This is a genomic window from Streptococcus sp. 1449, assembly GCF_013276805.1.
Lineage (GTDB): Bacteria > Bacillota > Bacilli > Lactobacillales > Streptococcaceae > Streptococcus > Streptococcus pseudopneumoniae.
The window spans coordinates 1-13,938 of the sequence record NZ_VMLS01000002.1 but is presented as its reverse complement, the minus strand read 5'-3'; the positions used below and the strand labels follow the sequence as shown (position 1 = coordinate 13,938).

The following is a 13,938-nucleotide window of genomic DNA, read 5'->3' as shown; positions in this document are numbered from 1 at the left end:
ACAATGTTTTAGAAGTATATGTGTACTATTCTAGTTTCAATCTACTATACTTGCCAAAAGGTTTCGGCTCCATCTTTACCTTCCATGTCAAAGGTGGGGAGGCAGAAGCCCGCAAGGTCATTGATCATTTAGAAATCTTTTCTGATCTTGCAAACGTGGCAGATGCTAAATCGCTTGTTGTCCATCCAGCAACAACCACTCATGGTCAATTGTCAGAAAAAGACCTAGAAGCAGCAGGTGTCACACCAAACCAAATCCACTTGTCTATCGGTCTTGAAAATGTAGAAGATTTGATTGGAGACTTGCGCTTGGCCTTGGAAAAAATTTAAAGTAACAGAAGATAAACAGTGGGTTTTGACTCACTGTTTTTGATTTTCCTTCAGGCATGATATAATGGTTACAGAAGTCTAGAAAGAGGAATGTAATGAACGAAATCAAATGTCCCAACTGTGGGGAAGTCTTTACAGTAAATGAAAGCCAGTATGCTGAACTTTTGTCCCAAGTGAGAACGGCAGAGTTTGATAAGGAACTACACGATAGGATGAGGCAAGAACTGGCCTTGGCTGAGCAAAAGGCTATGAATGAGCAACAGACTAAACTGGCTCAGAAGGATCAAGAAATTGCGCAATTACAGAGTCAGATCCAAAACTTTGATACAGAAAAAGAATTGGCCAAGAAAGAAGTTGAACAGACAAGCCATCAGGCCCTCTTGGCTAAGGACAAGGAAGTACAGGCTTTGGAGAACCAATTGGCCACTTTGCGTTTAGAGCATGAAAATCAACTGCAAAAGACCCTTTCTGACCTAGAAAAAGAACATGTTCAGGTCAAAAATCAGCTCCTCTTGCAAGAAAAGGAAAATGAGTTGTCTTTGGCTTCTGTTAAGCAAAACTATGAAGCCCAGCTTAAAGCAGCTAGTGAACAAGTCGAGTTTTATAAGAATTTTAAGGCTCAACAATCTACAAAAGCCATTGGGGAAAGCCTAGAACAGTATGCAGAGAGTGAGTTTAACAAGGTCCGTAGTTTCGCCTTTCCAAATGCCTACTTTGAGAAGGATAACAAAGTCTCTGCGCGTGGGTCTAAGGGAGACTTCATCTTCCGTGAGTGTGATGAAAATGGGGTAGAGATTATCTCCATCATGTTTGAGATGAAGAATGAAGCTGACGGAACAGAGAAGAAGCACAAGAATGCAGATTTTTACAAGGAATTGGACAAGGACCGTCGGGAGAAGAACTGTGAATATGCCGTTTTAGTGACCATGCTTGAGGCTGATAATGACTACTTTAACACAGGGATTGTTGACGTCAGTCACGAGTATGAAAAGATGTATGTGGTTCGTCCTCAATTCTTTATTCAGTTGATTGGGCTCTTACGTAATGCGGCTCTTAATTCTTTAAAATACAAGCAGGAGTTAGCGCTTGTTCGCGAGCAAAATATCGACATTACACATTTTGAGGAAGACTTGGATGCTTTTAAACTAGCTTTTGCTAAGAACTATAATTCAGCTTCGACCAACTTTGGAAAAGCTATTGATGAAATCGACAAGGCCATCAAACGCATGGAAGAGGTTAAGAAATTCCTGACCACATCTGAAAACCAACTCCGTTTAGCTAACAACAAATTGGAAGATGTCTCTGTTAAAAAATTGACCCGGAAAAATCCAACCATGAAAGCGAAATTTGAAGCATTGAAGGGGGAGTGAGAAAGCAAAAATGAACGGTATTATCAACTTAAAAAAAGAAGCGGGGATGACCTCGCATGATGCGGTTTTTAAACTGCGTAAGATTTTGGGAACCAAGAAAATTGGTCATGGTGGGACCTTGGATCCAGATGTAGTGGGCGTTTTGCCCATTGCGGTTGGCAAGGCGACCCGCATGGTCGAGTTTATGCAGGACGAGGGCAAGGTCTATGAGGGGGAAATCACTCTGGGTTATTCCACGACAACTGAGGATGCCAGTGGGGAAGTGGTCGCAGAGACACCTGTTTTATCGCAATTGGATGAAAAGCTTGTTGATGAAGCGATTGCGAGCTTGACTGGGCCTATTAGTCAGATTCCGCCTATGTACTCGGCAGTTAAGGTTAATGGTCGCAAGCTCTATGAGTATGCGCGTGCTGGTCAGGAAGTGGAGCGTCCAGAACGTCAGGTGACCATTTATCAATTTGATCGAACAAGTCCGATTTCTTATGATGATTACCTTGCACGCTTTACTTTTCGTGTAAAATGCAGTAAAGGGACTTACATCCGTACTTTGTCAGTTGATTTGGGTGAAAAGCTTGGTTATGCGGCTCATATGTCCCATTTGACTCGTACTAGTGCTGCTGGCTTACAATTAGAAGACGCACTGACCTTGGAGGAAATTGCTGAAAAAGTAGAGGCTGGGCAATTAGATTTTCTCCATCCTTTAGAGATTGGGACAGGTGATCTTGTCAAAGTTTTCCTAAGTCCAGAAGAAGCTACAGAAGTTCGCTTTGGTCGTTTTATTGAGCTAGACCAAACGGACAAAGAACTGGCTGCCTTTGAAGATAATACATTGTTAGCCATTCTAGAAAAACGGGACAAACTCTACAAGCCAAGGAAGGTTTTTAGCTAGATCCTTTAGGAATAAAAATCGGGTGATAGATAACAATTGCTTGATAAAACCCCATACTAATAGTAGAATGGGGTTGGGAATTATAATATTCCAATTGTTGCGAGTTGTAGATACTCAAATAATCTATATAGAAATTTAGAGGTGTGAAATGAAGCAATTTAAAATTCTTTCAGATAAATATTTAGAGTCCATTACAGGTTCTGGTGGGAACTCAGGCCCAGGAGTATATTGTGTAGACGTTAAAGGTCGAGCAAAATGCAGTATCAATCATGGAGAGTTTTGGGGGTACACGGGAAGTGTAATAGTCAATGGCTGGATTAATTATGGTCCATGGGCACCTAGACCAGGATTTGGTGTGATAATTCCATGATGCAAAATGAGTTTCGAGAAAGGGTGGAGCAACTTCTTCAACAAAAAGAAATAAATGAAAATAGTGAGTTGAGTCACCTGTTTCGTCTTGCTATACAAAATTTAGACAGAAATGAAAAATACCAATCGGTCATGGCCAATTTGAGTCAAGGGTTGTCGCTTTACCTCATGACGCATCATTACCAGGCACCTAAGTCTGTCATTGATTTTGGTTTATGGATTGCCAAAGCTCCTAGCCAGGAAAGAGGGAGACTGGCTTTCTTGCAGATGCTTGCTCAAACCCTACAGGGCTTTCGTTAAAACTATCGAACATCAGAGGGAAGACTCTGGTGTTTTTTGCTGATGAGACTATAAATTTTGTAAAAAATGTGATAGAATAGACGACGGATAAAATAACGGAGGATAGCATGCAAAATAGACCAATCATTATTGGAGTGACAGGTGGTTCTGGTGGTGGTAAAACCAGTGTTTCAAGAGCCATTTTATCGCATTTTCCTGATGAAAAGATTTCCATGATTGAGCATGATTCATACTACAAGGATCAGTCTCATTTGACCTTTGAAGAGCGTATCAAAACCAACTATGACCATCCATTTGCCTTTGATACAGACTTGATGATTGAGCAGATGAAGGAATTGTTGGCAGGGCGTCCGGTGGACATTCCGACTTATGACTATACTGAACATACACGGAGCAGCAAGACCTATCGTCAAGAGCCTCAAGATGTCTTTATCGTTGAGGGGATTTTGGTCTTGGAGGACAAGCGTCTGCGCGATTTGATGGATATCAAGATTTTTGTGGATACGGATGACGATGTGCGTATTATTCGTCGTATCAAGCGTGATATGGAAGAACGTGGCCGTAGCCTTGATAGCGTTATTGACCAGTATCTAGGTGTGGTTAAACCCATGTACCATCAGTTTATCGAGCCGACTAAGCGTTATGCTGACATCGTCATTCCTGAGGGAGTCAGCAATACAGTAGCTATCGATTTGTTGACGACCAAGATTGCAAAGATTTTGGAAGAAGCTCGAAATAGTAAATAAACAGAATTGGAGGCCTTGCCTCCTTTTTCTATTTTTCCCTCATAATGGTACATAAATGGAGATTTTTAGGCATATTTTTGGTATAATAATACCCATGAAAGAGCAAGAAAAGGAATAGTAGGTGGAGATGGAAAAGTATTTATCGGTAACAACTTTGACCAAGTATCTGAAAATGAAATTCGATAAAGACCCATACTTGGAACGGGTCTATTTAACTGGTCAAGTTTCCAACTTTCGTAAACGACCTACTCACCAATATTTCTCCCTAAAAGATGACCATGCAGTTATTCAAGCGACCATCTGGTCTGGGGTTTATCAGAAATTAGGCTTCGACCTGGAAGAAGGAATGAAGATCAATGTAATTGGGCGTGTGCAGGTCTATGAACCGAGCGGTAGCTACTCCATCATCATAGAAAAGGCTGAGCCTGATGGAGTTGGTGCGCTTGCGATTCAGTTTGAACAACTCAAGAAAAAATTGACAGAAGAAGGCTTATTTCAAGAACGCTTCAAGCAACCTCTGCCCCAATTTTCTAAGAGAATTGGTGTAGTGACCAGTCGCAGTGGAGCCGTTATTCGAGATATTATCACGACCGTCAGCAGACGCTTTCCAGGTGTAGATATCCTTCTTTATCCGACCAAGGTTCAAGGTGAAGGGGCTGCTGAGGAAATTGCTCGAAATATTGCGCGTGCTAATCAAGGGGACGATTTGGACTTGCTCATTATTGGTCGTGGTGGTGGTTCCATCGAGGATCTCTGGGCCTTTAACGAAGAGATTGTGGTGCGGGCTATTTTTGAATCTCGCTTGCCAATCATTTCTAGTGTTGGGCATGAGACGGATGTGACCTTGGCAGATTTTGTAGCGGATCGTCGGGCGGCAACGCCAACGGCTGCTGCTGAACTGGCAACACCTGTGACCAAGTTGGATCTATTAGCTCATTTGCAAAATCAGGAAAAACGGATGGCAACAGCAGTCCGAAATGTCCTATCTAAGAAACAAGAAGCTTTGAAAAAATGCAGTCAGTCTGTTATCTTTAGACAGCCAGAGCGTTTGTATGACGGCTATATGCAACGCTTGGATCAACTGCAACTGCGATTAAAACAGAGTTTGCGAACACGGATTTCTGATAACAAGCAAGTCGTCCAAGCAAGGATGCATCGACTGGTACAATTATCACCTGTCACCAAAATTCAACGTTATCAAGACCGTCTAGGCCAGTTGGATAAGCTCCTCCGTAGCCAAATGGCGCTGGTTTATGATGCCAAGGTTGCTGAAGTGAAGCGACTTTCAGAAGCCTTGCTCATGTTAGATACTAGCCGAATTGTGGCGCGTGGTTATGCTATTGTCAAGAAAGAAGAGTCCGTTGTAGATTCGGTTGAGAGTTTGAAGAAAAAAGACCAAGTGACGCTTTTGATGCGAGATGGTCGAGTAGAATTAGAGGTTAAAGATGTCAAAACAAAAGAAATTTGAGGAAAATCTAGCAGAACTGGAGACCATTGTCCAAAGTTTGGAAAATGGTGAAATTGCTCTGGAAGATGCGATTGCTGCCTTTCAAAAGGGTATGGTCTTGTCAAAAGAGCTCCAAGCGACGCTAGACAAGGCTGAAAAGACTTTGGTCAAGGTTATGCAAGAAGACGGAACAGAAAGTGATTTTGAATGAAAAAGCAAGAAAAATTAGCTCTTGTCGAGTCGGCCTTGGAAGACTTTTATGGAGACCAGCAGTTTGCCTCTAGTTTGCGAGAGTCTGTTCTCTATTCCATTCATGCTGGTGGCAAGCGTATTCGCCCTTTTCTTCTGTTAGAAGTTCTGGAAGCCTTGCAGGTGGCTATTAAACCAGCACATGCACAGGTGGCCGCGGCCTTGGAAATGATTCATACAGGGAGCTTGATTCATGATGATCTTCCTGCTATGGATGATGATGATTATCGTCGAGGACGTTTGACCAACCATAAGAAATTCGGTGAAGCTATGGCCATTTTGGCTGGAGATGCTTTGTTCCTAGATCCTTATGCTTTGATAGCGCAGGCAGATTTGCCAAGTCAGATCAAGGTGGACTTGATTGCCAACTTATCCCTTGCTTCAGGTAGTCTGGGTATGGTGGCTGGGCAGGTTTTGGACATGGAGGGAGAACGCCAACATTTGTCTTTGGAAGAACTCCAGATCATTCATGCTAATAAGACTGGAAAACTACTAGCTTATCCCTTCCAAGCAGCTGCTATTATAGCTGAATTGGCTCCTGAAATGCCGGCAAAGCTGAAAACTGTTGGGGAATTGATTGGACTTGCTTTTCAAGTTCGAGATGATGTACTTGATGTGACAGCTAGTTTTGAGGAAATCGGTAAGACACCACAAAAGGACCTACAGGCAGAAAAATCAACCTATCCAGCCTTGTTGGGCTTGGAAGAGGCTATTGCCTTTTGTAACCAGACTTTGGATCAAGCCAATGCCAAATTAGAAGAAATTGCCCAGCAAGTTCCTTTTGAGATAGAATCAATTGTGAAAGTAGTAGAAAGTTTGAGAATCAATGGCTAAGGAAAGAGTAGATGTACTAGCTTATAAACAGGGCTTGTTTGAAACGAGAGAGCAGGCCAAGCGCGGTGTCATGGCTGGCTTAGTCGTAGCAGTCCTTAATGGAGAACGTTTTGACAAGCCAGGAGAGAAAATTCCAGATGACACCGAGTTAAAACTCAAGGGGGAAAAACTCAAATATGTTAGTCGTGGTGGCTTGAAACTGGAGAAGGCCTTGCAGGTCTTTGATTTGTCAGTAGAAGGAGCTACAACAATTGATATAGGTGCTTCTACTGGAGGCTTTACCGATGTCATGTTGCAGAATGGTGCTGAGTTAGTCTTTGCAGTTGATGTTGGTACCAATCAGTTGGCTTGGAAACTACGCCAAGACCCACGAGTTGTCAGTATGGAGCAGTTTAATTTCCGCTATGCTGAAAAGACTGATTTCGAGCAGGAACCGAGCTTTGCCAGTATTGATGTAAGTTTCATTTCCCTCAGTCTGATTTTGCCGGCCTTGTACTGTGTGTTATCTGATCAAGGTCAGGTTGTGGCTTTGGTTAAGCCCCAGTTTGAGGCAGGTCGAGAGCAGATCGGGAAAAATGGAATTATTCGGGATGCTAAGGTTCATCAACATGTCCTTGAATCTGTCACAGCTATGGCAGTAGAGGAAGGCTTTTCAGTCCTTGGTTTGGACTTTTCTCCCATCCAAGGTGGTCATGGAAATATTGAATTTTTAGCATATTTGAAAAAAGAAGAGTCAGCAAGCAATCAGGTTCTTGCTGAAATTGAAGAAGTAGTAGAGAGGGCGCATAGTCAATTTAAAAATGAATAAAAAAGAGAGACTTGAAAAAATTAGACGATTTGTGACAGATTATCAAATCGGTACACAAGAAGAAATTGTAGAACATTTGAAAGAGGCAGGGATCACTGCCACTCAGGCAACAGTATCACGGGATATCAAAGAGCTAGGCATTGTCAAAATTCCTTTGAGAGACAACACCTATGTCTATGAATTGCCAAAATCAATCGTAAAAAGTTTGCAACTGGCTGAAGACAATATTGAGTCAGCTGAATTGATGGACAAGATGATCAATCTCCAAGTTATTCCAGGAAATACGGCTTTTGTAAAAGCTCAGTTAATCGAGACTTTTGCGGACAAGATTTTTAGCTGTTTAGCTGATGATAGCTCTATTTTAGTCATTGCAAGAAGTGAAAGTCTAGCTGAGGAAATCTTTGAACAAGTAAAAAATTGGTAGGTCTATATGTTACTTGAAATTTCGATAAAAAACTTTGCCATTATTGAGGCTATTTCCCTCAATTTTGAGAAGGGGATGACTGTCTTGACTGGTGAAACAGGTGCAGGAAAGTCGATTATCATTGATGCCATGAATATGATGTTGGGAGCTCGTGCGACGACAGATGTTATTCGTCATGGAGCACCAAAGGCAGAGATTGAGGGACTTTTCTCAGTTGAGAATAGTCGCCTTTTACAGGAAATTTTTGATGAGCAAGGTTTGGAATTGGGTGATGAAATTATCATCCGTCGGGAAATCTTGCAAAATGGTCGGAGTATTAGTCGTGTGAATGGCCAGATGGTTAATCTATCTGTTTTGCGTGCTATTGGGCAACATCTGGTGGATATACATGGTCAGCATGACCAAGAAGAGTTAATGCGTCCTCAACTGCACATCCAGATGTTGGATGAATTTGGCGACGTAGCTTTTTGGGACTTAAAAGAAACCTATCAAACGAGTTTTGATGCCTACCGTAAAATGCGTAAGCAGGTTCTGGAAGTCAAGAAAAACCAACAGGAACACAAGGCACGTATCGAAATGTTGGAATTTCAAATGGCAGAGATTGAGGCAGCCAACTTGCAAGCAGGTGAAGACTTGGCTCTTAACCAAGAGCGAGAGAAACTGCTCAACCATAAAAATATTGCGGATACGCTGACCAATGCCTACAGTATGTTGGACAATGAAGATTTTTCAAGTCTGGCCAATGTTCGTTCAGCCATGAATGACATGGAAAGTGTTGAAGAGTACGACCCTGAATACCGTGAAATTTCAAGCTCTTTGTCTGAGACCTACTATGTCTTAGAAGATATTAGCAAACGTTTGGAAGCTATTATAGAGGACCTTGATTTTGATGGCAATCGTCTCATGCAGGTTGAGAATCGTTTAGACCTCCTTCATACTATTACCCGTAAGTATGGTGGGACTGTAGACGATGTCTTGCTTTATTTTGCCAAGATTACGGAAGAATACAATCTCTTGACAGGTAATAACCTTTCGTCTGAGGACATGGAAGCAGAGCTTAAGAAATTGGAAGTCAATCTTGTTGATTTGGCTGGTCAACTTGCCTCTGCTCGTCATGACTTGGCCCAGCAGCTCGAAGCAGAGATTAAACAAGAACTGCAAGACCTTTATATGGAAAAAGCCCAGTTTCAGGTTCGTTTTAGTAAGGGAAAATTCAGTCGTGAGGGAAATGAAATGGTTGAGTTTTATATTTCAACCAACCCTGGAGAAGACTTTAAACCCTTGGTTAAGGTTGCTTCTGGAGGGGAATTATCTCGTCTCATGTTAGCCATTAAGTCTGCCTTTTCACATAAAGAAGGTAAGACCAGTATTGTCTTTGATGAAGTGGATACGGGAGTTTCAGGTCGTGTAGCTCAGGCTATTGCGCAGAAGATTCATAAAATTGGTCAGCATGGTCAGGTTCTGGCGATTTCTCATTTGCCACAAGTGATTGCGATTGCGGATTATCAATTCTTTATTGAGAAGATTAGTAATGACCATTCAACGGTTTCGACTGTTCGTCTCTTGACGGTCGAAGAGCGAGTGGAGGAAGTTGCTAAGATGTTGGCAGGTGATGATGTGACCGAAGCAGCCCTGACGCAAGCCAGAGAATTGTTGAGAAACAGAGAGAAATAAGATGACTGACTATTATGTAATTGGAGATGTTCACGGAAAAGCTGGGATGCTGGAAGACCTTCTCAAAACCTGGGATGGTCAGACCCAGTTGCTCTTTCTAGGGGATTTAATTGACCGTGGTGAAGATAGTTGCCGTGTCCTTGAAATGGTCAAGGATTTAGTGGACAATCAAGGGGCTATCTGTTTATCAGGAAATCATGAGTATATGTTTTTGACTTGGCTAGATGATCCAGAAGAAAGCTATGACCACTATCGTCGTAATGGTGGTGATACAACTATTAACTCTATCCTAGGTCGTCCCTTGGATGCACCAGTTGACGGAGTGGAGGATGCCAAGCGTGTTGCTACTGAAGCGGCAGACTTGGTCAAATTTATTCGTCAAATGCCATTTGTGGTAGAGACAGACAAGTATATCTTCGTTCACGCAGGTATTGATTTGACCTTGGACGACTGGCATGAAACTACAGATTACAAGAAAGTATGGCTTAGAAAACCATTCCACGAAGCAGAAAATCATACTGGAAAAATCATTGTCTTTGGTCATACACCGGTCTATGGTTTGTTAAAGCAAGAGCGAGGTACTGCTGAGCTTTGGACTACAGAAGATGGCAAGATTGGGATGGATGGAGGAGCTGTCTATGGTGGTGTCCTTCACGGGATTGTCTTTACAGATCAAGGGATGACAGAACATCACTTTATTGAGAATGACGGCTTTGTCGCTGAAGATTAGTACTCCTAGCAGGGGATGGTCTTGTCAAAATGTCAAAAACAATTTATAATAAATAGATACCCTGAAAGGAAGAGAATCATGAACTTAGAAGAATTGAAAAAACGACAGGAGAAGATCCGTAACTTCTCTATTATCGCCCATATTGACCACGGAAAATCAACTCTAGCAGACCGCATTTTGGAAAAAACTGAGACAGTCTCCAGTCGTGAAATGCAAGCTCAACTTTTGGATAGTATGGATTTAGAGCGGGAACGTGGGATTACCATTAAGTTGAATGCCATAGAGCTCAATTACACTGCAAAAGATGGGGAAACTTATATTTTTCACTTGATTGACACACCAGGACACGTAGACTTTACCTATGAAGTTTCACGTTCGCTCGCTGCCTGTGAGGGGGCGATTTTGGTGGTTGATGCTGCCCAAGGGATTGAGGCTCAAACTCTTGCCAACGTTTATCTGGCCTTGGACAATGATTTGGAAATCATGCCTGTTATTAACAAAATTGACCTGCCTGCTGCAGACCCTGAGCGCGTGCGTACGGAGATTGAAGATGTCATTGGTTTGGATGCCAGTGAAGCAGTCTTAGCATCTGCCAAGGCTGGTATTGGTATAGAAGAAATTCTAGAGCAAATTGTAGAAAAAGTACCAGCACCAACGGGTGATGTGACGGCACCACTCAAGGCCTTGATTTTTGACTCAGTTTACGATGCTTACCGTGGGGTTATCCTCCAAGTGCGTGTCATGGATGGGGTGGTCAAACCTGGCGATAAGATTCAGCTTATGAGCAATGGCAAGACCTTTGATGTGACCGAAGTCGGTATCTTTACACCCAAAGCAGTTGGTCGTGATTTTCTTGCGACTGGGGACGTTGGTTATATTGCGGCTTCTATCAAGACGGTTCAGGACACTCGTGTGGGTGATACCGTTACCTTGGCAACCAATCCTGCGACAGAGCCATTACATGGTTACAAACAGATGAATCCTATGGTCTTTGCGGGTCTCTATCCTATCGAGTCAAACAAGTACAATGACCTACGTGAAGCCCTTGAAAAATTGCAACTGAATGATGCTAGTCTTCAGTTTGAACCAGAAACATCTCAGGCTCTTGGATTTGGTTTCCGTTGTGGTTTCCTTGGACTTCTTCATATGGATGTTATCCAGGAACGTTTGGAACGTGAGTTCAACATTGACCTCATCATGACAGCTCCGTCTGTTATCTATAAGGTTAATTTGACCGACGGTGAGTCTATGGATGTGTCAAACCCATCTGAGTTTCCAGACCCAACTAAGATTGCGACCATTGAAGAGCCTTATGTCAAGGCGCAAATCATGGTACCACAGGAGTTCGTCGGAGCAGTAATGGAGCTAGCTCAGCGTAAGCGTGGGGACTTTGTGACTATGGACTATATTGATGATAACCGTGTCAATGTTATCTATCAAATTCCTCTTGCTGAAATTGTCTTTGACTTCTTTGATAAACTTAAGTCTTCGACACGTGGTTATGCAAGCTTTGACTACGAATTGTCAGAATATCGCCCATCTAAGCTGGTGAAAATGGATATCCTTCTCAACGGAGACAAGGTGGATGCCCTTAGCTTTATCGTTCACAAGGATTTTGCCTACGAACGTGGGAAACTCATCGTTGATAAGCTCAAGAAAATCATCCCTCGCCAACAATTTGAGGTTCCAATCCAAGCAGCAATTGGACACAAGATTGTCGCTCGTACTGATATTAAGGCCCTTCGTAAGAACGTACTTGCTAAATGTTATGGTGGTGATGTTTCTCGTAAACGTAAACTCCTTGAAAAACAAAAAGCTGGTAAGAAACGTATGAAAGCTATTGGATCAGTTGAAGTCCCACAAGAAGCCTTCCTCAGCGTCTTGAGCATGGATGAAGAATAAGTTATCAGAAATGCCTTTCCTTGTTCACAGGAAATGTATATAAGAATCAATAGTAAAGCAGGCTTTAATGGCCTGCTTTTTTATAAACTATCAAGAAATCGGAGAAAATAATGGTATAGTAGATTGAAACTAGAATAGTACACCTCTACTTTTAAAACATTGTTAGAAATAGATTTGACTGTCCTGATAGATTTGCCCTGTTCTTATTTTTTCATTTCACTATAAAATTTTAAATTTGTGACCATATCTTGACTGTATTTTCCTCTCTTTTTCGAATAAATAAATAGAATAATCAAATCTAGATTAAAAAATGTGCTATAATGAAAGGAGAAGCAATATGACTGTACGTCATCCGGGCATTAGCCCGACCAATGATTTGGTTGCTAAGAAGATTTTTAGCAATCCGGAAATCACTTGTCAATTTATTCGCGATATGCTGGATTTACCAGCCAAAAATGTGACCATTTTGGAGGGAAGTAACATTCACGTCTTGCCTTCCCTGCCCTACCCTACTCGGCTCAGGATTTCTATACCAGTATAGATGTTTTAGCTGAACTAGATAATGGTACTCAAGTAATCATTGAGATTCAAGTCCATCATCAGAATTTTTTCATCAATCGCCTGTGGGCTTACCTTTGCAGTCAGGTCAATCAAAATCTTGAAAAAATTCGTCAACGAGAAGGTGATACTCATCAGAGTTATAAACACATCTCACCAGTATACGCTATCGCAATTGTGGATAGTAACTACTTCTCAGATGACTTGGCTTTTCATAGTTTTAGCATGCGAGAGGATAGGACAGGTGAGGTTTTAACAATTACAAACAATGGACAGGAAAACCATCTGGTTAAGATGGCGTTCTTGGAACTAAAAAAATACAGAGAAACCAGCAAAGACGAGGTTCGCAAGCCATGGTTGGAGTTTTTCGGGAATAAACCCTTTACCCAAGAACCTGAGCGAGCCATCAGCCAAGCAGACTAACTGCTAGATTACAAGAGCTGGTCTGAGGAGGACAGGGAGATGTTTAGTCAACTACGTATGCGAGAAGAACAAGCCTTATTAGCACAGGACTATGCCTTGGAACAAGCTGAAGAAAAAGGGTTGGAGAGAGGTCGTGCAGAGGGGCTTGAACAGGGATTAGAACGCGGTCGAGCTGAGGGTATCGAAAAAGGTTTAGAGAGAGGTCTTGAGCGTGGGCGAGCAGAAGGAGTTGAACAAGGACTGGAGCTCGGGAAAGCTGAAGGTAGTTTCGCCATGTTAGTAAATCTAGTCCGCCAAGGTCTTCTGACTTCTGAGGTTGCTAGCCAGCAGTTGGGCATAACAGTCGCTGAGTTTGAGGCGCTATTGAAAAAATACAAATAAGAGCTCAAAAATACAGAGAAACCAGCAAAGACAAGGTTCGCAAGCCCTAGTTGGAGTTTTTTGTAACTCTCTATCTCCTAGATAGGGTTCAATAAAATATATTGATTTCGGAGTTAGCTAGTTAGGTCATTTGTAAATCAAGTAAGCCTAAGAGAAGTAGTGATCTTAGAAAAACTGGAGCTAGCTGATAATCTAATCTATAAGAATCCCTAAGCAAGGGGTTAGAATCTATAAACTGGCATATGATTTAGTTTTATCCATAAATGATTAAAAAGGGAGTATGGCGTGGCTACTCCAGAAGAGCGGCTTTTTAATCATACAATGCTAGGATTTGTTTTTATCCATTAGTTTTTGATGTGATTAACATCAGGGAGAAATTGCTTCGAAACAAACTGTCACTGAAATGTTATCAAATTGTAATAAAGTTTTGATTTGTATATGTTTCTCAAGACAGAATTGTCAGGAAGCTTGATAGAATAGCTTTGTGCAGTCTCTGCATATATAT

Annotated in this window: 12 protein-coding genes and 2 pseudogenes; all 14 read left to right on the top strand. The window is 41.9% G+C overall.

All coding sequences use genetic code 11. From position 1 onward, the window contains the following. Nucleotides 1-47 precede the first annotated feature (47 nt). Nucleotides 48-329: pseudogene (locus HT687_RS00215) on the top strand (PLP-dependent transferase); the annotation flags it as partial. Nucleotides 330-424: 95 nt separating this feature from the next. Beyond that, nucleotides 425-1,699 carry a DUF2130 domain-containing protein gene (locus HT687_RS00210; protein ID WP_138707149.1) on the top strand — a complete coding sequence of 425 codons (1,275 nt, stop codon included), beginning with the start codon at nt 425-427 and terminating at the stop codon, nt 1,697-1,699. 10 nt (nt 1,700-1,709) lie between these two features. Further along, complete coding sequence (gene truB / locus HT687_RS00205) at nt 1,710-2,588, top strand: tRNA pseudouridine(55) synthase TruB (RefSeq protein ID WP_172924032.1); 879 nt, start codon at nt 1,710-1,712, stop codon at nt 2,586-2,588. Between the two features lie 366 nt (nt 2,589-2,954). Then, the gene (locus HT687_RS00200) at nt 2,955-3,257 is read left to right on the top strand and encodes a bacteriocin immunity protein (RefSeq protein WP_000983427.1); all 303 of its coding nucleotides are present in this window, start codon (nt 2,955-2,957) and stop codon (nt 3,255-3,257) included. 107 nt (nt 3,258-3,364) lie between these two features. Next, the gene (gene udk, locus HT687_RS00195; RefSeq protein ID WP_001181366.1) at nt 3,365-4,003 is read left to right on the top strand and encodes a uridine kinase; all 639 of its coding nucleotides are present in this window, start codon (nt 3,365-3,367) and stop codon (nt 4,001-4,003) included. Between the two features lie 127 nt (nt 4,004-4,130). After that, the gene (gene xseA, locus HT687_RS00190; RefSeq protein ID WP_172924031.1) at nt 4,131-5,471 is read left to right on the top strand and encodes an exodeoxyribonuclease VII large subunit; all 1,341 of its coding nucleotides are present in this window, start codon (nt 4,131-4,133) and stop codon (nt 5,469-5,471) included. Beyond that, nucleotides 5,449-5,661, top strand: coding sequence for an exodeoxyribonuclease VII small subunit (locus HT687_RS00185; RefSeq protein ID WP_000043226.1), 213 nt, complete (start codon nt 5,449-5,451; stop codon nt 5,659-5,661). The genes xseA and HT687_RS00185 overlap by 23 nt, the downstream gene beginning before the upstream one ends. Beyond that, complete coding sequence (locus HT687_RS00180; protein ID WP_172924030.1) at nt 5,658-6,533, top strand: polyprenyl synthetase family protein; 876 nt, start codon at nt 5,658-5,660, stop codon at nt 6,531-6,533. Before HT687_RS00185 ends, HT687_RS00180 begins: the two co-directional genes overlap by 4 nt. Beyond that, the gene (locus HT687_RS00175) at nt 6,526-7,341 is read left to right on the top strand and encodes a TlyA family RNA methyltransferase (protein WP_172924029.1); all 816 of its coding nucleotides are present in this window, start codon (nt 6,526-6,528) and stop codon (nt 7,339-7,341) included. The genes HT687_RS00180 and HT687_RS00175 overlap by 8 nt, the downstream gene beginning before the upstream one ends. Further along, entirely contained in the window at nt 7,334-7,765 is a 432-nt protein-coding gene (locus HT687_RS00170; RefSeq protein ID WP_020900686.1) for an arginine repressor, read from the top strand. Before HT687_RS00175 ends, HT687_RS00170 begins: the two co-directional genes overlap by 8 nt. A gap of 6 nt (nt 7,766-7,771) precedes the next feature. Then, entirely contained in the window at nt 7,772-9,439 is a 1,668-nt protein-coding gene (gene recN, locus HT687_RS00165; protein WP_172924028.1) for a DNA repair protein RecN, read from the top strand. A gap of 1 nt (nt 9,440) precedes the next feature. Next, complete coding sequence (locus tag HT687_RS00160) at nt 9,441-10,169, top strand: metallophosphoesterase family protein (RefSeq protein ID WP_079252948.1); 729 nt, start codon at nt 9,441-9,443, stop codon at nt 10,167-10,169. A gap of 78 nt (nt 10,170-10,247) precedes the next feature. Continuing rightward, on the top strand, nt 10,248-12,071 hold the full coding sequence (lepA, locus tag HT687_RS00155) for a translation elongation factor 4 (protein ID WP_001047210.1): 1,824 nt from the start codon (nt 10,248-10,250) through the stop codon (nt 12,069-12,071). 337 nt (nt 12,072-12,408) lie between these two features. After that, nucleotides 12,409-13,433 (top strand): annotated as a pseudogene (locus HT687_RS00150) (Rpn family recombination-promoting nuclease/putative transposase). The last annotated feature ends 505 nt before the right edge of the window (nt 13,434-13,938 follow it).

What these genes read in the sequence shown, in the direction of transcription:
- HT687_RS00200 (WP_000983427.1), top strand. Translation starts at nt 2,955, where the DNA reads ATGATGCAAAATGAGTTTCGAGAAAGGGTGGAGCAACTTCTTCAACAA.
- HT687_RS00170 (WP_020900686.1), top strand. Translation starts at nt 7,334, where the DNA reads ATGAATAAAAAAGAGAGACTTGAAAAAATTAGACGATTTGTGACAGAT.
- HT687_RS00185 (WP_000043226.1), top strand. Translation starts at nt 5,449, where the DNA reads ATGTCAAAACAAAAGAAATTTGAGGAAAATCTAGCAGAACTGGAGACC.
- truB (WP_172924032.1), top strand. Translation starts at nt 1,710, where the DNA reads ATGAACGGTATTATCAACTTAAAAAAAGAAGCGGGGATGACCTCGCAT.
- lepA (WP_001047210.1), top strand. Translation starts at nt 10,248, where the DNA reads ATGAACTTAGAAGAATTGAAAAAACGACAGGAGAAGATCCGTAACTTC.
- udk (WP_001181366.1), top strand. Translation starts at nt 3,365, where the DNA reads ATGCAAAATAGACCAATCATTATTGGAGTGACAGGTGGTTCTGGTGGT.
- HT687_RS00175 (WP_172924029.1), top strand. Translation starts at nt 6,526, where the DNA reads ATGGCTAAGGAAAGAGTAGATGTACTAGCTTATAAACAGGGCTTGTTT.
- xseA (WP_172924031.1), top strand. Translation starts at nt 4,131, where the DNA reads ATGGAAAAGTATTTATCGGTAACAACTTTGACCAAGTATCTGAAAATG.
- HT687_RS00160 (WP_079252948.1), top strand. Translation starts at nt 9,441, where the DNA reads ATGACTGACTATTATGTAATTGGAGATGTTCACGGAAAAGCTGGGATG.
- recN (WP_172924028.1), top strand. Translation starts at nt 7,772, where the DNA reads ATGTTACTTGAAATTTCGATAAAAAACTTTGCCATTATTGAGGCTATT.
- HT687_RS00210 (WP_138707149.1), top strand. Translation starts at nt 425, where the DNA reads ATGAACGAAATCAAATGTCCCAACTGTGGGGAAGTCTTTACAGTAAAT.
- HT687_RS00180 (WP_172924030.1), top strand. Translation starts at nt 5,658, where the DNA reads ATGAAAAAGCAAGAAAAATTAGCTCTTGTCGAGTCGGCCTTGGAAGAC.